23 protein-coding genes are annotated in these 22,005 nt (G+C 63.4%); 10 read left to right on the top strand and 13 right to left on the bottom strand.

Features of this window, described 5'->3' with window-relative positions; all coding sequences use genetic code 11:
- Positions 1-110 precede the first annotated feature (110 nt).
- Positions 111-260 (bottom strand): helix-turn-helix domain-containing protein, encoded by a 150-nt coding sequence (locus tag E5Z01_RS08000; RefSeq protein ID WP_135228890.1) that lies wholly within the window; start codon positions 258-260, stop codon positions 111-113.
- A gap of 857 nt (positions 261-1,117) precedes the next feature.
- Between E5Z01_RS08000 and E5Z01_RS08010 the strand changes: the two genes are divergently transcribed.
- The gene (locus E5Z01_RS08010) at positions 1,118-2,521 is read left to right on the top strand and encodes an RtcB family protein (RefSeq protein WP_135228891.1); all 1,404 of its coding nucleotides are present in this window, start codon (positions 1,118-1,120) and stop codon (positions 2,519-2,521) included.
- A 253-nt stretch (positions 2,522-2,774) separates the two neighbouring features.
- Positions 2,775-3,938, top strand: coding sequence for a branched-chain amino acid ABC transporter substrate-binding protein (locus E5Z01_RS08015; protein ID WP_240738240.1), 1,164 nt, complete (start codon positions 2,775-2,777; stop codon positions 3,936-3,938).
- Between the two features lie 77 nt (positions 3,939-4,015).
- On the opposite strand, the gene E5Z01_RS08020 is transcribed toward E5Z01_RS08015, so the two are convergent.
- On the bottom strand, positions 4,016-4,441 hold the full coding sequence (locus tag E5Z01_RS08020) for a methylglyoxal synthase (protein WP_135228892.1): 426 nt from the start codon (positions 4,439-4,441) through the stop codon (positions 4,016-4,018).
- Between the two features lie 76 nt (positions 4,442-4,517).
- Between E5Z01_RS08020 and E5Z01_RS08025 the strand changes: the two genes are divergently transcribed.
- The gene (locus E5Z01_RS08025) at positions 4,518-5,576 is read left to right on the top strand and encodes a bifunctional nicotinamide-nucleotide adenylyltransferase/Nudix hydroxylase (RefSeq protein ID WP_135228893.1); all 1,059 of its coding nucleotides are present in this window, start codon (positions 4,518-4,520) and stop codon (positions 5,574-5,576) included.
- Positions 5,577-6,237: 661 nt separating this feature from the next.
- Here E5Z01_RS08025 and rpmE read toward each other — a convergent pair.
- From rpmE to ppgK, 3 genes are all read right to left on the bottom strand, one after another.
- Positions 6,238-6,456 (bottom strand): 50S ribosomal protein L31, encoded by a 219-nt coding sequence (gene rpmE / locus E5Z01_RS08030; protein WP_119764976.1) that lies wholly within the window; start codon positions 6,454-6,456, stop codon positions 6,238-6,240.
- A gap of 70 nt (positions 6,457-6,526) precedes the next feature.
- Positions 6,527-7,687 carry an amidohydrolase family protein gene (locus E5Z01_RS08035; protein ID WP_119764974.1) on the bottom strand — a complete coding sequence of 387 codons (1,161 nt, stop codon included), beginning with the start codon at positions 7,685-7,687 and terminating at the stop codon, positions 6,527-6,529.
- A gap of 160 nt (positions 7,688-7,847) precedes the next feature.
- On the bottom strand, positions 7,848-8,723 hold the full coding sequence (gene ppgK, locus E5Z01_RS08045; RefSeq protein WP_135228894.1) for a polyphosphate--glucose phosphotransferase: 876 nt from the start codon (positions 8,721-8,723) through the stop codon (positions 7,848-7,850).
- A gap of 189 nt (positions 8,724-8,912) precedes the next feature.
- On the opposite strand from ppgK, the gene E5Z01_RS08050 reads away from it, so the two are divergent.
- Entirely contained in the window at positions 8,913-9,638 is a 726-nt protein-coding gene (locus tag E5Z01_RS08050; RefSeq protein ID WP_135228895.1) for an SDR family oxidoreductase, read from the top strand.
- A gap of 188 nt (positions 9,639-9,826) precedes the next feature.
- Here E5Z01_RS08050 and E5Z01_RS08055 read toward each other — a convergent pair whose 3' ends face one another.
- Complete coding sequence (locus E5Z01_RS08055; RefSeq protein WP_135228896.1) at positions 9,827-10,210, bottom strand: hypothetical protein; 384 nt, start codon at positions 10,208-10,210, stop codon at positions 9,827-9,829.
- An 89-nt stretch (positions 10,211-10,299) separates the two neighbouring features.
- Here E5Z01_RS08055 and E5Z01_RS08060 point away from each other — a divergent pair, with 89 nt between their 5' ends.
- Positions 10,300-11,085, top strand: a complete 786-nt coding sequence (locus tag E5Z01_RS08060; protein WP_135228897.1) for a MerR family transcriptional regulator — start codon at positions 10,300-10,302, stop codon at positions 11,083-11,085.
- 133 nt (positions 11,086-11,218) lie between these two features.
- Here the strand turns inward: E5Z01_RS08060 and E5Z01_RS08065 are convergent, their stop codons facing one another.
- Positions 11,219-11,914, bottom strand: coding sequence for an amino acid ABC transporter permease (locus E5Z01_RS08065; protein ID WP_135228898.1), 696 nt, complete (start codon positions 11,912-11,914; stop codon positions 11,219-11,221).
- Positions 11,915-12,236: 322 nt separating this feature from the next.
- Here E5Z01_RS08065 and E5Z01_RS08070 point away from each other — a divergent pair, with 322 nt between their 5' ends.
- The 4 genes from E5Z01_RS08070 to E5Z01_RS08085 all read left to right on the top strand — a co-directional run bounded on the left by E5Z01_RS08070 (position 12,237) and on the right by E5Z01_RS08085 (position 15,383).
- Positions 12,237-12,575: a DMT family transporter gene (locus tag E5Z01_RS08070; RefSeq protein ID WP_135228899.1), complete on the top strand. Its 339-nt coding sequence runs from the start codon at positions 12,237-12,239 to the stop codon at positions 12,573-12,575.
- The gene (locus E5Z01_RS08075; protein ID WP_135228900.1) at positions 12,572-12,886 is read left to right on the top strand and encodes a DMT family transporter; all 315 of its coding nucleotides are present in this window, start codon (positions 12,572-12,574) and stop codon (positions 12,884-12,886) included. Before E5Z01_RS08070 ends, E5Z01_RS08075 begins: the two co-directional genes overlap by 4 nt.
- A 43-nt stretch (positions 12,887-12,929) precedes the next feature.
- Positions 12,930-13,796 (top strand): DMT family transporter, encoded by an 867-nt coding sequence (locus tag E5Z01_RS08080; protein WP_135228901.1) that lies wholly within the window; start codon positions 12,930-12,932, stop codon positions 13,794-13,796.
- A gap of 372 nt (positions 13,797-14,168) precedes the next feature.
- Positions 14,169-15,383 (top strand): RNA-guided endonuclease InsQ/TnpB family protein, encoded by a 1,215-nt coding sequence (locus E5Z01_RS08085; RefSeq protein ID WP_135228902.1) that lies wholly within the window; start codon positions 14,169-14,171, stop codon positions 15,381-15,383.
- A gap of 12 nt (positions 15,384-15,395) precedes the next feature.
- Here the strand turns inward: E5Z01_RS08085 and E5Z01_RS08090 are convergent, their stop codons facing one another.
- The 3 genes from E5Z01_RS08090 to E5Z01_RS08100 are packed head-to-tail and all read right to left on the bottom strand — an operon-like array spanning position 15,396 to position 17,320.
- Positions 15,396-16,157 (bottom strand): ABC transporter substrate-binding protein, encoded by a 762-nt coding sequence (locus tag E5Z01_RS08090; RefSeq protein WP_135228903.1) that lies wholly within the window; start codon positions 16,155-16,157, stop codon positions 15,396-15,398.
- Positions 16,158-16,209: 52 nt separating this feature from the next.
- Positions 16,210-16,737, bottom strand: coding sequence for a DUF1697 domain-containing protein (locus E5Z01_RS08095; RefSeq protein WP_135228904.1), 528 nt, complete (start codon positions 16,735-16,737; stop codon positions 16,210-16,212).
- Positions 16,738-16,762: 25 nt separating this feature from the next.
- Positions 16,763-17,320 (bottom strand): DUF3060 domain-containing protein, encoded by a 558-nt coding sequence (locus E5Z01_RS08100; RefSeq protein WP_135228905.1) that lies wholly within the window; start codon positions 17,318-17,320, stop codon positions 16,763-16,765.
- Between the two features lie 112 nt (positions 17,321-17,432).
- Here E5Z01_RS08100 and E5Z01_RS08105 point away from each other — a divergent pair, with 112 nt between their 5' ends.
- The gene (locus tag E5Z01_RS08105; RefSeq protein WP_167757826.1) at positions 17,433-18,449 is read left to right on the top strand and encodes an endonuclease/exonuclease/phosphatase family protein; all 1,017 of its coding nucleotides are present in this window, start codon (positions 17,433-17,435) and stop codon (positions 18,447-18,449) included.
- 69 nt (positions 18,450-18,518) lie between these two features.
- On the opposite strand, the gene ftsZ is transcribed toward E5Z01_RS08105, so the two are convergent.
- The 3 genes from ftsZ to E5Z01_RS08120 form a co-directional block, all read right to left on the bottom strand.
- Positions 18,519-19,592, bottom strand: a complete 1,074-nt coding sequence (ftsZ, locus tag E5Z01_RS08110; RefSeq protein WP_119764948.1) for a cell division protein FtsZ — start codon at positions 19,590-19,592, stop codon at positions 18,519-18,521.
- Between the two features lie 146 nt (positions 19,593-19,738).
- A complete protein-coding gene (ftsA, locus tag E5Z01_RS08115) occupies positions 19,739-21,169 on the bottom strand; it encodes a cell division protein FtsA (RefSeq protein ID WP_135228907.1) in 1,431 nt (476 codons plus the stop codon).
- Positions 21,169-22,002 carry a cell division protein FtsQ/DivIB gene (locus E5Z01_RS08120; protein ID WP_240738241.1) on the bottom strand — a complete coding sequence of 278 codons (834 nt, stop codon included), beginning with the start codon at positions 22,000-22,002 and terminating at the stop codon, positions 21,169-21,171. Before E5Z01_RS08120 ends, ftsA begins: the two co-directional genes overlap by 1 nt.
- Between the last annotated feature and the right edge of the window lie 3 nt (positions 22,003-22,005).

The following is a 22,005-nucleotide window of genomic DNA, read 5'->3' on the forward strand; positions in this document are numbered from 1 at the left end:
GCGCCTTGCCGCTTCCTTTTGACGTGAGGCTCTTCAAGTACTGCTCCTGCTCAGCACTCAGCACGACCGCATACTGAATTGGGCGTCCCATAGGCTAAGTATTATAATTTCTAGAACGCTGTACTAGGACGCTTGGTGGTGCCGATGTCGGCGGCGGGCAATTCGCCGCTCTTGATAGCCTCATACACCCGCTGCCGTGGAAGGCCAAAGTGCTTGATGACCTCGCTCACGCGCATCCATTCTTTTCTTGGTACTGTCATTTTTTCTCCTGCTGTAAGAGCAGCCACGTTGGGCTGACTAAGGCTGGATAAATGACGGTGTCTATGGTGACGTGAGTTGTCAACTGACTGGAACAGCCCAGCGCACATTCGAGAAACCGGACGGAAAACAGAATCTGATTCCTACCACGGCCTAATTACCGACACCGACATACTTTCCAGCGCACGATTGCCTGAACTGAATCGTTTTGCTGTTAGGAATGTCGGTAATCGGTTATCTTTATGCCCTCTGGGTGGAGAGCGATATCCACGAGGGATATCCTATAAATGCAGGCGTTGAGCACAGTACCTGCAAGTGCGGGTGTGTAATACAGTCCCTTCTGCTGGGGGATGAAGCTCGAAACAACTCTGGTGAGGGACTGCACACCTTCATTCCTGTCTTCAATGTTACCCAAACTCGGAGATGGCTGTCAAATATTGTCCAAAACGTGTCCAAAACCCAGCGACACACCAGAGAACATGAGAGCACGAAGCTAAAGGATTCGATAAGAAAAAGTTTCGATGGCAGCGCACACTATGGACTTCTGTGGTATAGTATGAGGCAATAGAATCCATAACCCTGGCTGACTCTTAATCAGCGGGTTGTAGGTTCGATTCCTACACGACCCACCAGAACAAACCCCGCCCAGTGCGGGGATTTTTTATCTGCTGTTCCGATGGAAGTCGACTGCGCCAATTGGCGGATGTGGCCAGCGGCATGTGGCGGGCATGATCGTTACGTTTACCTGGAGGTGGGCATGAAACGCGATATTCAGGACACAGACGAGGATCGAAGGCCCAGAGCTTTTTTTCACAGGTAGGAAGTCAGGGTGACTTCCCGCCTGAACTGGAGTGTAGAAATGAACGGGAAGCACATCACAAAATTGGGGTTTGAGAACAAGGCCATTGGCCTGGCGCTGGCGGCGGCGAACGTGCGCGAGGGTGCCGGCGCGGGCAGAAGCGAGGTGCTGGCCGAGTTGAAAAGCGTGCAGGCCAACCCGCAGGCCTATGCGGCGGGCGGCGTCTACGCCGAGCTGGCGGCGCACCTGCTGGAACAGCACGCGCAAACCGAGGCGAAAAGAGGTGCGGCCCTGCACGCTTCTCCCCTGCCCTACCGGGTGTGGGGCGAAGACTTGATCGAGCCGGGTGCCCGCGCCCAGATGGACGTGGCGATGCGCCTGCCGATCAGCCGGGACGGGGCGCTGATGCCCGACGCGCACGTGGGGTACGGCCTGCCGATTGGCGGCGTGCTGGCCACCGAGAACGCCGTGATTCCTTACGGGGTGGGCGTGGATATCGGATGCAGCATGATGCTGAGCGTGCTGCCCGTGAAAGCAACCGACCTGAGCGTGGACGAGGCGAAAAGCCTGCTGCTGAAGCACACGCGTTTCGGCGCGGGCGTGGCCTTCGAGAAACGCGAACGCGACGACCACGAGGTCTTGCACGAGGGCACCTGGCACTCTCAGAACATCCTGCGGCACCTGTTCGACAAGGCCGCCACACAGATCGGCAGCAGCGGCAGCGGCAACCACTTCGTGGAGTTCGGCACACTGACGATGCCCCGGGCGGACGTGGGCCTGGAGGCCGGCGAGTACCTTGCGATCCTGTCGCACAGCGGCTCGCGCGGCTTCGGAGCGCAGGTGGCGGGCCACTTCACTGGCGTGGCGCAAAAACTCCACCCGAACCTGGACAGGGCCGCACAGAAACTGGCGTGGTTACCGCTGGACGGCGAGGACGGCGCGGCCTACTGGGAAGCCATGGACCTGGCAGGCCGCTACGCGCTGGCGAACCACGAACTGATTCACGCCCGCCTGGGCCGCGCCCTGAAGGTCATGCCACTGGCCCAGGCGCGCAACAGCCACAACCTGGCCTGGAAACAGCTGGTGAACGGTCAGGAACTGATCGTGCACCGCAAGGGCGCCACACCTGCCGAAGCGGGGCAACTGGGCCTGATTCCCGGCAGTATGGCCGACCCCGGTTACCTGGTGCGCGGGCGCGGAAATGCAGAAGCCCTGGCCAGCGCCAGCCACGGCGCGGGTCGTCAACTCGGGCGCAAGGCGGCGGCCAACACCCTCAACAAAAAAGAGGTTCAGGCGTACCTGAAGCAGCGCGGCGTCACCCTGATCGGCGGCGGCATCGACGAGGCGCCGCAGGCGTACAAACGCATTCAGGACGTCATCGCCCGCCAGAGCGACCTGGTGGACGTCGTGGCCGAGTTTCGCCCGCGCGTGGTGCGCATGGACACCGGCAGCGAAGACGTTTAAAACTCAGGGCTAAGGGCCGTGCAGGGACATCCCCGCACGGCCTTTTCCCTTTCTGGTTCACCTGCAAAGCCATGTCTATTCACATCAGCCTTTACCCGGCGCTGGCGCAATTCCAGGAGCCCATCAGGGGCTTCACGGGAGGGGAAAATTTCAGCAGACCTGAATATGCGCTGTTGAACTTGCCGGAATTGAGAATTCTGTTAGAGGAGCGTGGTTACAGTGCGTCGTGTCTAGGAACTGGAATGCAGGCCCGTTGCGACTGGCCGCCCTTACTGCAACCCTCGTCCTGTCGATGGCGCAGGCCGCCACGATTCGCATCGCCAGTGTCAGTCCCCTGTCTGGTAGCCTGGCGCCCATCGGCAGCGAGGTGAAGCGCGGGGCCGAGCTGGCGGTACAGCAGCAGCAGCGGGCTTTCAGGGCCCTGGGCTACGACCTGGAACTCGTGGCACTGGACGACCAGGCGACGGCCAGCAACGCCGCGCCCCTGGCGAAGAGAATGATGGATGACCCGAGCCTGCTGGGTGTGGTGGGCGCCCTGAATTCCAGCGTTACCAACGTGCTGGGCGGCGCGTTGGCCCCCTCCAGTCTGGCCCTGATTTCACCGGCGAGCACCAACACCGGCCTCTCCGAGAACGGCTGGAACAACTTCAGCCGGCTGGTCGCCCCGGACAGTGCGCAGGCGGTGGCCGCCGTGAAGTACATGCTGGAAGAACTGAAGGCCCGAAAAGTGTTTATCGTGTCGGACAACACCGCGTACGGCAACGGCCTGAGCAAGACCGTGCAGGTCAACCTGAAGAAAAACAACCTGACCCTCAGCGGATATATGGGGGCCTCGAACGCGCAGCAGGTCAGCAGCGCGGTGAAGGCCATCAAGGCGGCCAGTCCAGACGTGGTGTACTACGGCGGCACCGACGACAACGGCTCGCAACTCGTCAAGGCGCTGCGCGGAGCCGGGGTCAAGGCCGTGTTCATGGGCGGCGACGGCCTGGACTCCCCAAGTTTCGTGGAGCGGGCCGGCAGCGCCGCGGCGGGCGTGGTGTACTCCACGGGGTTTGGCCCCATCGATCCGATGACGGGCCGGCAGTATATCCGGCTGTACCAGGCGGCATACAAGGAGCAGGCCAGCGGCGTCTCCGCTTACGCCTACGATTCCACCGTCGTTCTGCTGGAGGCCATCAAGACACTGCTGGAGCAGGGGAAAATGCCCACCCGCGCCCAGGTGAGCAGCGCCGTGCGGCAGGTGAAGCTGGACGGATGCCGCAGCGACTTGCCGATTTGCACGACGATCAGTGGCCCGGTGGCCTTCGATGACCGTGGTGAACACGAGCGCTCCCGCGTCTATATCGTGACCCTGAACAGCAAAGGCGTCTCCGAAATTACCACCGTGAAGACCGTGACCGCCGCGTCACTGCGCTGATTGACTGCACTCAAATTCCCTCAGGCTGGCCCCGTGCAGCGTCTCGCACGGAGCCAGTGTTTATTGAGGGTCACTGTTCATTGAGGGGCGCTGCCTGGCGAGGACGACTGGATCTGCGTGGCCAGCCACTGCACCAGGGCCCCAGCGGTGGCGGGGTTGGTGGCCAGCGCGATGTCGTGCACGTCACACAACCTGACCAGGGCCGACACGTCCGGTTCGTGCGGCTGCGCGGTGAGGGGATCACGGAAGAAGAATACCGCCAGCACCTTTTCCTCGGCGATGCGGGCGCCGATCTGCTGGTCACCCCCGAGCGGGCCGGACAGCACGCGCTCGACGCTGAGGCCGGTCTGTTTCTGCAAGATGCCGCCAGTGGTGCCCGTAGCCACCAGATGAAACTGTGCCAGCACGTCCCGGTGGGACAGGGAGAACATCGCCAGTTCCAGCTTCTTCTTGTCGTGCGCAATGAGGGCCACCTGCCGTTTGCCGCCGAACCCGTCTGCCATACCCAAATTGTGTCACAGCCCTTCCCAAGTCAGTCTTGCTCATCTAACTCATGATGAAGTCGAAGCATCATGAGGAATGACTGCGCCTCACGAGACGGCTCCGCCGGCCACCCGCACCCGCAAGCGCACCTTCGGCGTTTACATAGGCCGCTTTGAGCCCCCACACATGGCCCACCTGCTGGTGATGCAAGAAGCCCTCCAGAGCGTGCAGAAACTTATCGTCGTGATCGGCTCGGCCCGCGCCGCCCGCAACACCAAGAACCCCTTCACCGCCGAAGAACGCCAGGAGATTATTACCGGCATGCTGGGCGAAACCGGCATCCCCAAAAGCCGCCTCCTCTTCGTTCACGTGCGCGACTACTTCTACAACGAAAGCCTGTGGCTCTCCGAAGTGCAGCGCGGCGTGCAGGCCTACACGCACGGCAGCAGCGACATCGCCCTGATCGGCCACATCAAAGACGAAAGCAGCTACTACCTGCGATCATTCCCCGCCTGGGAATTCATTCCTACCCACGTGGTCAGTCCCCTGAGCGCCACCGACGTGCGCAGAGCGTACTTCGAAGACCGCCTGGAAGACGTGCAGGGCATGGTGCCGCCCGCCGTACACACCTTCTTGCAGCGCTTTCACCAGACGAGCGATTACACGCAACTGAAAGAAGAATACGAGTACCTGAAAAAGTACAAGGCCGCCTGGAAGGACGCGCCCTTCCCGCCCATCTTCGTGACCACCGACGCCGTGGTCACCCGCAGCGGACACGTCCTGCTGGTGCGCCGCGCCGGACTGCCCGGACGGGGCCGCCTCGCCATGCCCGGCGGGTTTCTGGAACAGCACACCACCCTGCTGGACTCCTGTATCCGCGAAATCCACGAAGAAACCGGCCTCAGCGAAGCCGTGAACCTGCCCAGCCACCTGAAAGCGCGGGCTGTCTTCGACTACCCGGACCGCAGCCAGCGCGGACGCACCGTCACGCACGCTTTCCATTTCGACCTGGGCATAGGCCAGCTTCCTGGCCTGCGCGCCGCCAGTGACGCTGCCGAAGCCCTCTGGATGCCCCTAAGTGAAGCCCTCGCCCAGCCCGAACTGTTCTTCGAGGATCACCACGCCATCATCGAACACTTCCTGATGCGCGGGTAGACGGGAACATCCGCCATTCGACTGATGCCCATTTGACACGAGCCCCTTAAGCTGAACCCTCACAAGCCTCAACGCTGCCCAGGTGAAGGCAGACGGCAACCCCCACCAGAACGAGTGGGGGCTTTCCATTTCGTGCAGAGCCGCACTGGGACGGGTTGCAGCCGCCTGGTCGGTTATCCGCGTGTGGATCGCAAGGGCGCGGAGGTTCGCGTTGCGGTGTCGCCTGGGGTTTGAAAACGACAGGCCGTGTCGGGGTCGGCCTTCACTCTGAGCGCGTTGAACGAAACGAAATCAGACGTTTAACACCGTCCTGGACGTCTTTTGTGGGTTCAGGCGCTGGAGTGCTTATGTCGTGGAAAGGCCCTGTCCGTATCGGTCTGGTGTTGCTGGCGGTCTTGTCGAGTGTCGTGGTGTCTGTGCGGAGTGTGGAGTTGCCGGGCGCGTCCGTCATTCTGGCGGGGGAAGACGAGCCAACGCGGCCCAGACAACCTTGAGAAGAACTTCAGTTGAGTTGATGGGCTGGACGTCACTGGTGTCGAGAATGCGCTTCTAGCAAGTTTCTACGCCTTAGGGGAATTCTCCCGACCTGCCCATCAGGCACTTTCTATAAAAGTCAAACCGCCCCGCCAGGAAGGTTGGGGCGGTTCGAGTCGTTGCGGGTTTACTTCTTCTTGGTGCGGTAGCTGTCGCCGAAGCGCTTGTTGAACTTGTCCACGCGGCCTTCGGTGTCCACGAAGCGTTCTTCGCCCGTCCAGAAGGGGTGCACGCCGCTCCACACGTCCACGTGGATTTCGGGTTTGGTGCTGAGGGTTTCCATCACGACTTTGCCCTGGTAGATAATTTTGCAGGGAACAGCTTTAGGGTGCAGGTCTTTTTGCATTGTTTTCTCCTCGGCCACGTCGGGTGCGTAGCCATGAACCGAAAGAGTGTATCAGATAGCTGGTGTAAAGTCACCACACGTAACGGTCAGTCCAGCGTTCCCCCCGGCGGATGAAGGGAGCGCGGGTGCCGAGGACGCGGTGACCGCCTTTCACCGCCGAGCGCACCAGCAGGCGCGGGTCGAGGTTGGGGTACAGGGTGCGGGCAAAGCTGATTTCCTCGCGGATGTCCAGGGATTCGCCACTGGCGACCGAGTCGGTTCCAAGGGCAATTTCCACGCCTGCGGCAGCGAACTGCGCCCATTTGAAGGTGCCGCATTCCAGGTGATGGTTGCTGCGCGGGCAGGTGACGACGGCGCACCCGGCGCGGGCCACGCGCCCGATGTCGTCCGGGGTGACGTTCACCATGTGAATCAGGGTGGGCGTGGCGTTCAGGACACCCAATTCATCCAGGTAACGCACGGGCGTCAGGTCAGGTTCAGGAGGCCGTCCGATAATCTCGGCAAAGGTGTCGGGCGTGAAGGCTCTCAGCCGACTGTCCCAGAGCGGCCCGGCGCCCGTCTGGAACAGCTCAAGTTCAGTGGGGTGCTCGGCCACGTGGATTTGCATGGGCAGGCCCTCGCTGGCGGCGTACTCGGCGGTCAGTCGCATGAGGCGGTGACTGACGGTGAATGGCGTGTGCGGCGTAATGCCCAGGCGCAGGCCGTCCGGGCGCGCCTTTCTGCGCCAGCCGGCCATCAGTTCCCGCAGGCGCGTGAAGGCCGCGTCAGCCATCTCGACTTTCGGGGCGAACAGCTCGAAGTACAGCACCCCTTGCAGGTCATGGCGTTCCAGCAGGGCGTCCATCACGTCCGGCGCGAACACGATGTCGCCCACGCCTCCTACCTTCAGGCGCACGAGTTCGTCTGCCCCGGCCAGTGCGCCAGGCACGCCACGTTTCTCGCGCTGGCCCACCACCACTTCGGGAATCCAGCGGAAGTAAGGCAGGGCCGTAAATTCGTAGGCGCTCATGTCCAGGTGGGTGTGCGCGTTCACGGGCGGCGGCGCGATGATTCCGCCTACGTGTTCCACCACGGCGTGGGGGTAGTTGCGTTTCAGTTCGTCAGGATGGCCCGTCGCGGCAATGATGTCGCGCATCAGCACCACCCCGCCGGGCGACTGCGCCCCGCCCATGCCCGTGTACAGCACGTCACAGGTCAGCAGGCGGGGCAGGTTCAGGTCACGGGCGGTCATGCCCGTGATGTTAGAGCAGTTCTCCGAATTCCGCGCGCTGTGGAAGGGCATCTCAGAGCGCTCCATTCTTCGTTCTGCTCGTCTGAATTCACTCGCTCTCTGCGAGCTGTGCCAGTCTGCCCGGCCAAAATCAATGCGTTCTTTTGTCAAATGCTCCAGGTCATTTGCTTTTCTTCGCGGGCGCTTTCGTGGCCTTCTTCGCCGGGGCGGCTTTTTTCGTTCCGGTTTTCCGGGTGGCCGACTGCTCGACGTGCTGCGCTTTCACGCTGGCGGGGCGCGGGGGTTTTTCCCTGCCGGCTTCCAGTTCGGCGTACAGCGCCGCGCCGACAATTCCGGCGTCGTTCAGCAGCGCGGCGGGCACCACCTGACTGCGTTCCAGGGTCACCAGGTCGCGCCACCGGTCGGCTTTCTTGCTGATGCCGCCGCCGATGATGAACAGGTTCGGGCTGAACAGCAGTTCCAGGTGTTGCAGGTACGTGACCGCGCGTTTACTCCACTGCTTCCAGTTCAGGTCGTCGTTTTCGCGGGCGCGGTCCGAGGCCCAGCTTTCGGCGTGCTTGTCGCGCAGCCACAGGTGACCCAGTTCGGTGTTCGGCACCAGCACCCCGTCGTTGATGAGGGCGCTGCCGATGCCGGTGCCGAAGGTCAGCACCATGACCACGCCGGGAACGCCCACCCCCGCCCCGAATTTCGCCTCGGCCAGCCCGGCGGCGTCCGCGTCGTTGATCAGGTGAACGTCGCAGCCGGTGGCGTCCGTGAACAGCCGGTCGGCGTCCAGCCCGATCCAGCCCTGGTCGACGTTCGCGGCGCTGAGGGTCACGCCGTGCTGCACGATGCCCGGAAAGGTGATGCCCACCGGGCCGCCGTGCTGGAAGTGCTCCACCAGTTCCTTCACGACGCGGGTCACGTCGGCAGGTTTCGCGCCTTCCGGCGTGGGAATGCGCCAGCGTTCCGCCAGCAGTTGTCCGGTCGCCGTGTCCACCGGAGCGCCCTTGATGCCACTGCCGCCAATGTCGATGCCCAGGATGACCGTCATACGGGTGTCAGCATATCGGTTTACGCGGCCTGCCGGGTCAGGAAGGGCAGAGGATGACGGGCACAAGGCGAGTGGGCAAGATGCCCAGCAACCAAGGGAACACCGCCTCAAGCATGTTTTTCACGACCCGCCTTCCGCTCCGTCAACCACAGGGGCCACGCCACGCTGCCTTTCTGCTACGTTCACGTCATGACCTTGTTCAGACTGGATGGAAAGCGCGCGCTGGTCACGGGGGGCACCAGGGGCATCGGGCTGGCGGCGGCGCGGCAACTGCGCGAACTGGGGGCCGAGGTGACGGTGGCCTCGCGCAGTGAAGCGAATGTGCAGGCGGCGGCCCAGCAGCTCGGGGCGCGCGGCCTGGTGGCCGACGTGAGCAGGCCCGAGGAGATCGAGCGGCTCATGGCGCAGGTGGGGCCGCTGGACATCCTGATCATCAACGCGGGTGGCCCGCCGCCCAGCCTGCCCAGTCAGGTCTCCGAGGACGGCTGGGAAAAAGGCTTTCAGACGACGTTCATGAGTGCGGTGCGCCTCGCGGACGCCGCGCTGCCGGGGATGCGCGAGCGGGGCTGGGGCCGGATTATCGCCATTACCAGCCAGTCGGTGCAAAACCCGGTGTTGATGCTGCCCGTCAGCAACGCCATGCGCGCCGCCGTGACGAACCACCTGAAAACGCTGGCGATGGAAGTGGCGCGCGACGGGGTGACCTGCAACACGGTGGCGCCCGGCCTGACCGCCACCGAACGCCTCCAGAACCTGTACAAGCCTGACGAGGCCGAGACCATCAAGAAGAACATTCCCGCCCAGCGCTTCGGTCAGCCGGAGGAAGTCGCCGCCGCCATCGCCTTCCTGGCCACCCGTGAGGCCGCCTACATCACCGGGCAGGAGATTCTGGTGGACGGCGGGAACAACATTTGAGACGAGGTTGAGGGCGAATTCATAGCGGGCCGTGCAGACCTGTGTTTTCACTCATGTCCGCTCGGAGCACCAGAAAATCACTCATCTTCTTTTTTCGTTGCCTTCAGGCCTCGCTGAGTGCAACGGGATTTAACGTGATTTCGCGCATCATGCCAGACGGGCCGAACTATCGCCAGGACGCACAAATCTCACTGCGGGGCAATAAATTCCCGTCTGGCGCGTTCGTCGCGCATCACGTCGAAGGCATAAAATTCCTGCACCAGTCCGGCGTTCAGGAGATCGGGGTGGCGGGCAATGAACTCCTCCCACGTCTCCCCTGCCCGCCGGCGTTCCAGTACCAGCAGGAACCAGGCGACGGTCAGGGTTTCATGGTACTTGTCGGCCTTACCGCTGGCCTGCGCGATCTGCCGCAAGCCGCGCCGGAATTCCGCCAGGGCCAGCAGCGCGGGCGCATCCTGCAGCATGAGCCAGGCTACGTACACGTGCGCTTCGTGGCTGAACCTCCCGTACTTCTGCGTGGCCTGCCCGAAGAAAACCTTGAACGGGCGCACGTGAGTGGTTCTGGCAGACATGCCCATATTCTGCCCTGCCGTCCGCCAGAGGGTGGCCCTTGACCCTGACGCCGCGTGAGGCCTCACACTCTCTGGCAGGAGGTGACGAGATGACCAGCGCAGGTGAAGCGCCCTGGACGGTGGGCGAGGTGGCGGAATGGACGCGCCTGAGCATTCGCACGCTGCATCACTACGACGACATCGGGCTGCTGGTGCCGTCGGAGCGCAGTGAGGCCAATTACCGCCTGTACACGCCGGCGGACGTGACGCGGTTGTACCGCATCCTGACTTACCGCGACCTGGGGTTTGCGCTCTCGGAGATCATGCGGCTGCTCAGCGCCGACGCCGCCGAGGAACAAGCGGCGCTGGCGTTGCAGGCGGCGCTTTTGCAGGAGCAGATCAGCCAGGCGCAGGCCAGACTGCGGGCCGTCACTTCCTTACTGAACGCCGGCCGCACCGGCGAAGGAGCCAGGAGCATGAACAAGGAAGAAATGCAGGAACTGTTTGGCGGGTTCGACCATACCCAGTACGAGGACGAAGTGAGGGAACGCTGGGGCGACACCGAAGCGTACCGGCAGAGCGCCCAGCGCCTGAAAAGCTACTCGCCCGCCGATCTGGAACGCCTGAAGCAGGAGGGCGCAGAATTAAACGCAAAGTACGTGGCGCTGATGGAAGCGGGCGTTCCCGCCGACAACCCCCAGGCAGCGCAAGTGGCCGAGGCGCACCGCGCTTACTTTCACCGCTGGTTCTACGATTGCAGCCCGGAAATGCTCAGGGGCGTGTCCAGCATGTGGGTGAACGACCCGCGCTTTACCCGCAACATCGATAAGGTCAGGGAAGGCCTGGCCGCTTACCAGCACGCGGCGGTGCAGGCGTGGGCCAGCCGGCAAGGCTGAGAACCCAAAGTACAGCGGGCCTCCGGGAAACCGGGGGCCCGCTGTGCTGGATGAGCAATGATCAGCCCCCCATTTGTTTCGTTCTCCTTCTACGTCCGGCCAGATACCGTCCCCCGCTGGCGTACCAATCCTCTTAAATGACCCGGCGTTCCGGGAGTTGCTGGCCTTTGCTGTAGCGGTGTTCCAGCGCCCGGATCAGGCGCGTCAGCAGAAAGGTCAGCAGGAAGTACACGGCGGCCAGTACGGCGTAGACCTCGAACTGGCGGTAGGTCGCGTTGGTGATGTAGCGCCCCTGACTGAACAGTTCCTGCAAGGTCACGGCGCTCGCCAGGCTGCTGCCCAGGATCAGGCTCACGAATTCGTTGCCCAGGGCGGGCAGCGCCACGCGCCAGGCCTGCGGCAGGATCACGTGCCGGATGGCCTGCCGCCGCGAGAGGCCCAGGCTGCGGGCCGCCTCGACCTGCCCGGCCGGAACGCTGGTCAGGCCGCCGCGTACGATCTCGGAGGTGTACGCGGCAGAGTACAGGCCCAGCGCCAGCACCGCCGCCGGAAAGCCTTCCAGCGTGAGGCCCAGGGCCGGCAACCCGAAGTAGATGACGCTGAGCAGCACGATCAGGGGAATGCCGCGCACCACCTCCACGTAAACGTTGCCCAGCACCCCCAGCAGCGGCACGCGAAAGACGCGCACCAGGCCCAGCAACGTGCCGATCACCACCGACACCAGCAGGGCGCACAGGCTCACCGCCAACGTCAACCCCAGGCCCTGAATCAGCAGCTTCGGGTACTCGCCGGAAAAAACCGTGGCAAATCCGGTGAGAAGGTCATTCATGCGGCCTTCAGTCTACGCTGACCGTCCACTGACACGCTTTCCTTACGCTCGGGACACTCGCCGCAGTCGTCCACCCAGCCGGGGCAGGGACTGCGGCACGGAAGCGCCCACAGCAAGCGCGCACCGGAATTCATTGAAGACAGGGTGAAACGAATATGCGCCCCGCGCATAGAAACGCCGCACATCGGAAACAGTTTGTTCAGCACGTGATCGACTGGCTTTACTCCCGCAGTTGGACGTAAAGGGCTTTTTTCTTCTCTGCTTTTGTCCAGTCATTCTCCACTCTTGATGATTACTTTTTAATTTTGAAGGAAGGTGCCCCATGCGCGGTTACTTCGCGCTGCTTTTCGCTGTTGGTTTAGAAGTGTTCGGAACATTGAGCCTGAAATTTGCTTCGCTGGGCCAGTTGCCACTGGGCTGGCTGCTCACGGCGCTGTGTATCGCGGGGTCTTACGTGCTGCTTTCGGTCTCGTTCAGGCGCATTCCCGTGGCGGTGGCGTTCGCGGTGTGGGAAGCGGCGGGCCTGGCGCTGGTCACGCTGCTGGGCTTCGTGCTGCTGCATGAAGCCCTGACCCCGCTGAAAGTCGCCGCGCTGCTGGGCCTGGGGGCCGGGGCCTTTTTGCTGCACCGGGGCACGCAAGCGCCGGAGTCGGCGGCATGAAAGCGGCCCCCCTGCTGCTGGTGCTGGCCGCCGTGCTGGATGTGGCCGCCAACGCCCTGCTGAAGCGCTCCGACGGCTTTCGCCAGTGGGTTCCCGGCGTGCTGGCCCTGCTGCTGGTCGTGGTCGCCTTCGGCCTGCTGGGAATCGCCCTGCACAGCGTGCCGCTGACCACCGCCTACGCCACCTGGGGCGCTGTGGGGCTGGTGCTCACGGCGCTGCTCAGCCGCACGCTGGACGGCACCCGCCTGACCGCAGGCGCCTGGCTGGGCTTACTCCTGATGGCCGGGAGCGTCGTCGTGCTGCACAGGTAGGCAGCTTTTCCCGGGGGGCAACACCCTCGCGTAGACTCCCTGGGTGACTGGGGTGTGGTTGGGGCTGGGAGCGGCGCTCTCGTGGGGCTTCGCGGATTACCTGGCCCAACCGGCAACCCGCCGCTTGGGAACAGTCCGGGCGGCCTTTTACGCGCAGCTCATCGGTCTTGTCCTGCTCTTTCCGCTGGTGCTGCTGACCCAGCCGGTCATTTTCCCGGCCGGAGCCGAAAACTGGTTGTGGATCGTGGTCACCGGCCTGCTGGGCGGGGCCGGCAACCTGGCGTTCTACCGCGCTGCGAAACTGGGAAACCTGGCGGTGGTCGCGCCGATCATGGGCAGCTACGGCGCCGTGACCACCCTGCTGGCGTGGGGATGGGGCGAGCACCTGAGCGCCCGGGTGACGCTGGGCCTGCTGCTGGCCCTGGGGTCGGTAGTGCTGGTCTCTATTCCGGCGCGGCAGGCCAGAGCCCGGGCGTTGCCCCGGCAGGTGCAGGGCCTGCTGTGGGCCCTGGTGTCCGCCGTGGTGGTCGGCACCTGCTTTTTCGTGATGGGCCACGAACTCACGCCCCGCATCGGGGGCACCCTGACAACGTGGTGGACGCGGGTGGTGGGCCTCAGCCTGAACCTGCTGATCCTGCTGTTCACCCGGCAGGCGACCTCGCTGGGAAAAGTACCGGCGACCTCGCTGCTGGCCCCGGGGCTGTCCGGGATACTGTCCATGAGCGCGGTGCTGCTCACGGCGCTGGGCCTGGGGCGCGGCGAGGACGCCGTCGTGACCGTGCTGGGCAGCATGAGCATCGTCATCACGACCATCCTGGCGCTGTTCATCGTGCGCGAACGCCTGACCGGGGTTCAGTGGGTGGGCGTGACCCTGGCGCTGCTGAGCGTGCTGCTGATCGGGTGGAAGTGATCAGCGGGTTCCTCAGTGCTGCAATCACCGGGAAGGGTCGAACCGGGCGAACAGAAGAACCCTCATGGATGAGCTGCAATGCGTATGAATCGAAACGTGGGCTGATTGGCCGGGGAGCAACGAAAACCAGTTCTCAGGGAAAGGCAGCAATTGGTTCCTTTCATGTCTGGAACGCTTCTGGTTCCACTGCCTTTCAGATGTTCAGACCAGTGGCCGACAGGTTTACAAAGAAGGGTATGGGTGGAAAGCCCACGGTTTCAACCGTGGGCTGCAGAACCCACGCCGCCCGCAGGACGGTGGTGCTAAAGTCTATCGCCTTAAGTTATAGCTTTTACGCTTGAAAGTCCAGCGTAAAAAGTCTATGATATGGGTGTGATTGTCCTTGAGTACAAATTGGTGGCTGCGGCAGAACAGCGGCGGGGAATGGATGAAGCCATCCGTACCGCCCAGTTCGTCCGCAACGCCTGTTTGCGCTACTGGATGGACGGTGAGAAGGTAGGCAAGAACGACATCTACAAGCACACCACGAAGCTGCGGTCTGAGTTCGAGTGGGCCAAAAAGCTCAACTCAACCGCCGTGCAAGCTGCGGGGGAACGTGCGTGGGCGTCCATTTCTCGCTTCTACGACAATCACAAGAAGGGCGCGGCCACAAACATTTGTGGCCGCAAGCCTGTCGGATACCCCAAGTTCAAGAAGAACGTCCGCTCAGTGGAATACAAGCAAAGTGGCTGGAAGCTCGACGCTTCTACCAAACGCCTGACACTGACGGACGGATTCAAGATTGGGGTCATGAAGCTGCTCGGCAAGTGGGATTTGATGCTCTACCGTCAGGAAGACATCAAGCGTCTACGAATCGTGAAGCGGGCTGACGGCTACTACGCTCAGTTCCTCGTGGACGTGGAGAGACAGTTTGACCTCAAACCCAGTGGAAAAACCATTGGGTTAGACGTAGGCTTAAAGTCGTTCTACACGGACTCTGAGGGACATGAAGAACCCAATCCACGCTTCTACCGGAAGGCGGAACAGTCGCTCAAGAAATTGCAGCGTCAGGTCAGCCGGAAGGTAAAAGGCTCTAACAATCGCAAGAAAGCAGTGGCGAGGTTAGGCAGGAAACACCTGAAAGTCCAACGTCAGCGTAAAGACCATGCCGTCAAACTGGCACGGTGCGTAGTCATGTCTAACGATGTGGTGGCGTTTGAAGATTTGAAGGTCAGGAATATGATTCGGAACCGGAAATTGAGCAAGAGTATTCAGGATGCAAGCTGGCGAGAGTTCCGCTTGTGGATGGAATACTTTGCGAAAATCATGGGGAAGATTGCTATTCCTGTCAATCCTGCGTACACCTCTCAGATTTGTTCCGGGTGTGGTCAGACGGTCAAGAAAGAGCTGAAGACCAGAACGCATGTCTGCGGATGTGGCACGGTACTAGACCGTGACCACAACGCCGCCATCAACATCCTGAGCACTGGACTCCGTATGGTGGGACACACCAAAACGGCTGGGAAAACCCAGGAAACGCTTGTGGAGATGGAAGAAGACCAGCCAAAGCTGGCATCTATCGCTGAAGCAAGAATCCCACGGCTTTAGCCGTGTGGAGTGTCAATTCTGCACGATCCACTTGTTCAGCAGGGCCTGGTACTCGCCGCTGGAGCGCAGCCGCGCCAGGGTCTTGTTTGCGGCGGCAGCCAGGTCGCTGTTCTTTTTGAACACCATGCCGTAGTCCTCGGCGGCCAGGGCGCTGCCGGCCTGCTGGAACTGACCCGGCAGGCGTTTTTGCAGGTCGGCCACGGTGGGCGCGTCCCCGATCAGGGCGGCAATGCGCCCGGCCCGCACGTCCGCAAGGCCAGCGGCGAAATCGTCGTACACCTTGATCACTGCGCCCCTGGGTTTCAGCAGGTCGTTCGCCACGTACTGCCCGGTGGTGTTCGCCTGCACGCCGATGGTCTTGCCTTTCATGGCGGAATTCCACGGCCAGCCGAAGCGGCTGGGGTTGCCCTGCTTCACGATGAACACCTGCGCGCTGCGGTAGTACGGCGCACTGAACGACACGATCTTCGCCCGCTCGGCGGTGATGGTAATTCCGCTGACGGCCATGTCCACCCGCCCGGACGTGACGGACTGCGGCATCAGCGCCCCGAACCCCACCGCCCGGATCTCCAACTTCACGCCCAGATCCTTCGCCACGGCCCGGGCAATGTCAATGTCGAAGCCCTGAATCTGCCCGTCTGCCCCCTTGAACTCGAACGGCGTGAAGGTCGGGTCGGTGCCCAGCACCAGCACGCCTTTTTTCTTCACCTCGGCCACCGTGGTGGCCTGAGCAACAGCGCAGAGGGTGAGCAGCAGCGCAAGGAAGCGTTTCATGCGGCTCAGCGTAGCGCAATGCGGCGAGGGCGAGGGGGTGGGCTTCCAGCGGTCATTTCCCCAGCAGAGCGTGAATGGCCCTCATGGTGCGCCAGTGCCGAACCGTCAGAGAGCAGTGCAGGTGCCGCTCGATCACGGCCTGGCTCAGTTTCAGGTTCTTCGTGCCGTCCGGTACGGTCTGGTACAGGTGATCTCCCCGGATCTGCCAGCATTCAGCGCCGAAATTCTTCTGTTGCAGCGCGGCCACCGCCCCAGGCTCAGGGAGGCAACTCAGAAAAGCCACGCGCACCTCTTCGCGCTCAGCATTAAAAGGGATGCCCCGCATGATGTCCTGCCACTCCTCGGCGGTTCGCAGGGTCACGGGAATCCCAAACCCGAAGGTGGACTGGAGTTCCGTTTCCAGGGCCTCACGCAAGGCCGGCCCGTCTGTCCATGAGGTCGTGAAGAGGGCGTTTCCACTTTGCAGGTGCGTTCTCACGTCCTGAAGTTCCAGGCGTTCCAGGCTGGCGCGCAAATCCTGCATGGCAACGCGGCGGGTTTTTCCCAGGTTGATGGCGTGCAGCAGGGCGACGACTTGCATCAACGCTCAGGATAGAGCGAGAACTTTAGCGGAGGGGCTGAGCGGTCGTGGGCGCGGTGGGCCGAGGGGAAGTTGTCACCGGTTTCACCGGCATGGGGGTCAGCGTGCGCACGGGGGCCGGGCGACTGGGCAGCGCCGTGACCGGTGCGGGTCGGGTCGCCACATACCCACCGGCGGCCACCTGGTTGCCGGCGCCCGTAACCAGCAGGGTGGGGCGGGCACCGCTCAGGGCCTTGCGCCAGGTGACGCGGTTGCGGCTGCCGGTGACGACGAGCCGGCCCACCTGCTCGACCTGCACGGTGTTGCCGCTGCCGGTCACGGTCACGCTGGGGCAGCGGCCCAGCAGCTGGACGCGCCCGTTCGTACCGCTGACCTTCACCGCCCGCCCGGCGCAGTTCAGCGTCTGCGGCCTGGACGGAATACGCGGGGCATTCTGGTTCACCCCCACACGCAGGCCGTTCTGATCGAGGCGCAGGGTGACGTTTGCGCCCGTGCTGAGGCTCACGCCGTTCGGGCCAATGCTGAGGCTCTGTGCCCCGGCCATACCACAACACGCCAGAGCTGTCAGGAGAATCTTCTTCATGCTGGCACCTTAATGACCCCTCATGAGCGTCAGGGCCGTGCCGCCTGACGGGGGTCTTCATGTGGCGCGCCGGGTCTGGCGGTCTGGCCTTCTGCTACGCTTTGGCCGTTGCATGAAACGTCCGCCGCGCCTTGCTCCCATTCGGTTCTGGTCCCTGCTGTTCATCCTGGTTGCCTGCGGGTGGTGGTGGGTGACGCGCACCCAGGCCGGAACCTGGTGGTGGGCTGCCGCGCTGAACGTGGTGCCGCCGCAGGTGCTGCTGCCCATTCCCCTTTTCATGGCGTGGCTGGCCGGACGCGCCAGAAAGCAGGGATGGGTGCTGCTGAATGTCCTGGCGGCAGCGGTTTTCACGGTGTCCGTGGCAGGGTTCGTTCTGCCCCGCGCCGAGCAGAAACATGCCGGCCTGCCCCTCACGCTGCTGACGCTCAACACCAATTTTGCCGGAACCGACCCGGCGCGCCTCGCGCAGGTGGCCCTGCGTGAAGGTGTGCAGGTCATCACCTTGCAAGAAGCCCTGAACCGCCAAGTCGATCCCGGCGAGTACGAGCAGCGCCTGCGCGCCGCCTTTCCCGGCTGGTCGGTCACCCGCTACGACGAACTGGTCACCATCAGCAAATTTCCCATCCTGAGCGCCAGAAGCGTCAAGTTCCCGAACTCCGCGCACGCCGTGTTCGTCACGCAGGTGCGGGCCCAGGGCCAGGTGGTCGACATCGTGAACATGCACCTCCCCGCACCGAAGCTCCTGCCGTCCGCCAGTGACCGTGCCCAGAACCGCAATGTGCAGGAACGCCTGCAACTGACGCTGGACATTCGCCGCGACTTCCAGAAAGTGGCCGGCAGCCTCATCCGCGCCGACGACCACCCCCTCATCATCGCCGGCGACCTGAACGCCCCCTCACGTGGCGGCGTGTGGTATCAGCTCCGCTCGCTGGGCCTGCGCGACGCCTTCCGCGAGTCCGGACGCGGCTTCGGCTTCACCCACCATGCCCTCTTCGGCCATTCCCGCATCGACTACGTGTGGCTGCGCGGCGCCAAAGCCGGGCACACGCGCACCCTGCGCGACCTGCTGAGCGACCACCGCGCCGTGGTGGTGAAAATCATGCTGCCCGAAACGGAAAGTGGGGAGTAGGAAGTTCAGCCGCGACGAAAAACACTGAGGAGCCGGAATTTCTCCCGGCCCCTCTCGTGTTTTCTGCTCTTATCCGCCGTTACGCAGGAAGGCGGGGATTTCGTAGTCTTTAGGGTCGTAGCTGGGGGTGCTGCCGCGCACGGGGCGGACGATGGTTTCAATGGTGCCGCCGCGTGAGCCGGCCAGGCCACCCAGGCTGCCGTTGAAGGCCCCTTCGCCGAAGCCGGTGGCGATGACGGTGACGCGCACCTCGTCGCCGGCGGCTTCGTCGGGGGTGATCCCGAACAGGACGTCGGGGTCTTCGTAGCCGGTGGCTTCGCGGATCTTCTCGACGATTTCGTTGGCGTCGGTCATGCTCATGTCGTAACCGCCGGTGACGTTCACCAGGATGCGGCGCGCGCCCTCGATGCCACGTTCGAGCAGCGGGCTGTGGATGGCGCTGAGGGCCGCTTCCTCGGCCATCTTGTCGCCGCGCCCGGCCCCGATGCCCATCAGGACGGTGCCGCTGTTGGCCAGCAGGTTGCGCACGTCGGCGAAGTCGAGGTTGATCATGCCTTCCACGTTGATGACGTCGCTGATGCCTTTCACGCCGTAGTACAGCACGCGGTCGGCGATCAGGAAGGCCTCGCGGAAGGACACCTTCTTATCGACGGCAGTCAGGAGTTTCTCGTTATTGACGACAATCATGCCGTCGACGCGCTCCTGCAACTTGGTGATGTACTCCTCGGCCACACGCGTGCGTTTCGGCCCCTCGAACTTGAAGGGGCGGGTCACGATGGCGACGGTCAGGATGCCCATTTCACGGGCGATTTCCGCGACGACGGGGCTGCTGCCGGTGCCGGTGCCGCCGCCCATGCCGGCGGTGATGAACAGCATGTCGGTGTCGTCGAGGTATTCCTTGATGCGTTCACGGTCTTCCAGGGCAGACTGCTCCCCGACCTCCGGGTTGGCCCCGGCCCCCAGGCCGCGGGTCAGGCGGTCACCGAGCTGAATACGCACTTCGGCGTGGTTCTTGGCAAGCACCTGAGCGTCGGTGTTTGCCGCAATAAATTCGACTCCTTCGAGTCCCGATTCGATCATGCGGTTGACGGCGTTGTTGCCCGCCCCACCCAAGCCGATCACGCGAATTCTGGCCGCTTGCATCAATGTCTCCTCACAGAAGGCCTCTGTCCTGACGGCTGGTCAGGGGGCCGTTGTTTAACTTCGGATAGTGTAGCGTACCCCGGAGTTGACTTTTGCCTCGCGGCAAATCCCCACCCCGTCTCATGAAGATGAGGAACCGGGGCCGGTCAAAACCAGTCTTTCATGATCTTGCGCAGGCGGTCGCCCAGGCCGGGCTGGTTGGACTTGGGACTGGGCGGCGTGGGTTTACCGTTCCCGCCTTCTGCGGTGGGAGTGGGGGTGGTGATAATCACCAGGGGGCTTTTGGCCGCTTCGGGGGGCGGAGCAGGTTGACTGGGAACCCCAGCGGAGGTGCTGGCGCCGGTCACGGGGCGTCCGGCGCCGCTGTCGCCAAGGTTCTGCCCTGGCTTGTTCTGCTTCTGCTCGCCGCTGAACACGCTGAGCGGCACCTTGCCGTCCTGGCCGATGCCGTACAGCACCATACCGACACTGCCGGCAAATTCAGGGCCGCTGACGATGTCGCTGAGGCCCGCGATGCCGCGTGGGCGCCCCAGGCGGGTGGGCAGGCGAAAGCGGTCACGCGCCAGATCGACCGCGCCGCGCAGCTGGGCCGCGCCGCCCGTCAGGACGACGGACTGGGCCACGAGCTCCACCGGGCCAAGCGCCTGGTCGATCTCGTCGCGGATCAGACCGTAGATCTCGTTCACGCGGGGCTTGATGACGCGCGAGAGTTCAAAGGCGCTGACGGTGAGCAGGACACCGTTGGCGCTGGTGATCTCCAGCGTCAGGTCCTGATCGGCCAGCTCAGGCAGGGCCGCGCCGTAACGTTTCTTGACGTTTTCGGCTTCCTCCATGGGAATTTTCAGGATCTGTGCCAGGTCGGCGGTGACGTGTTCGCCGCCGATGGGGATGCTGGCGCTGTGCGCGAGGTTGCCGCGTTTGAACACACCGATGTCGGTGGTGCCGCCACCCATGTCGATCACGATGGTGGTCTGCATCTGCTCCGCGGCTTCCAGTGTGGCGAGGCCCGAGGCCAGCGCGTGCAGCACGAAACCTTCCACCTGAAGGCCGGCTTCCTGCACGCAGCGGCGCAGGTTCAGCAGCGGGCCGGCAGTGCCAGCGACGATGTGCACGTCCACTTCCAGGCGCACGCCGTGCATGCCGACGGCGCTCTTGATGCCTTCCTGCCCGTCCACGACGTACTCCTGCGGAAGTGTGTGCAGGATTTCCAGGTTCGGGTCGAGCGGTACGGCGCGGGCGTTCTCGATGGCGCGGTCGACATCGGCCTGGTTGATTTCCTGGTTGCGGCGAATGGCCGCGAGGCCGTGGCTGGTGATGGCTTTGGCGTGGTTGCCGGCGACCGACACGAACACGCTTTTGACCTTCACGCCGCTGACGCGTTCGGCGGCCTGCACCGACTGCTTGATGGCGTGGGTGGCGCGTTCGAGGTTCACGACGCTGCCGCGCTTCATGCCCTCACTGGGGACGCTGCCTTCACCGATGATGTCGACTGCGCCGCCGGGAGACACCTCGCCGATGACGGTGGTGATTTTGGTGGTGCCGATGTCCAGCCCGACGATGATGGTATTGTCCCGCATTACTGAACACTCACCCCCCATGGATAAACGTTGATTTTCTGATTCGGGTACATGCTGATGCTCCCAGCATACTTCAAGAGGGATTTCAGGTCGCCACTCCACACGGTTCCGGCCGCGGTTTTCACCGTCAGTCCAGATGGGGTGTAGCCGACCGATTGCACAGTGTAGCGCGAGAGGGCGTGGGCCACGAGCACCGCGTCATTCAGCCGCTCCGGCCCCCAGCCCGACACCACCGGCAGCTTCTCAAAGCCTTTCTTCCACGGCAGCAGCCGCCCATCCTGCGCCACCAGCACCGCCTGCCCCTGACGGTTGCGCATCTGCAGGAAGGGCCGGCGTTCCGTGACCTGGAGCGAAACAGAATCCGGGAACTGGCGCGTGACCACCGCCGACTGCACCCACGGGTTTTTCAGCAGCCCCCTGGCCTGAGCGCGCCCGTAATACAGCCACCCCACGCCGCCGCGCAGGCCCGCCAGGCTTTTGACCTCGGCCTCGGTCAGCACCTGATTTCCTGTGACTGCCACCTGCCGGATGGGCAGCGCGAACCAGCTGGCCAGGCCACCGACCAGCAGCAGGGCCAGCCCCCCCGACGTCCACCACACCCACGGCCTCACACGGGACGCCGGGCGCAAGCGGGCAGGCAGGGTCGCCGCGTCCACGGGTTTCAGTTCGGCCTCCGGCACAGGCTGGCTGGCGAGTTCAGTCATCTGCTCGGCCACGTCGCTGGGTTCCAGAAACTCCGTATCGAATGGATCAGGAAAATCCTCGTCATCCAGGCCCTCGACGGGAACGTCCGCCGGTTCGGGTTTCAGAGGCCTGGCGGCGCGGCGGAACATGGC

This window comes from Deinococcus fonticola (genome assembly GCF_004634215.1).
Classification (GTDB): domain Bacteria; phylum Deinococcota; class Deinococci; order Deinococcales; family Deinococcaceae; genus Deinococcus; species Deinococcus fonticola.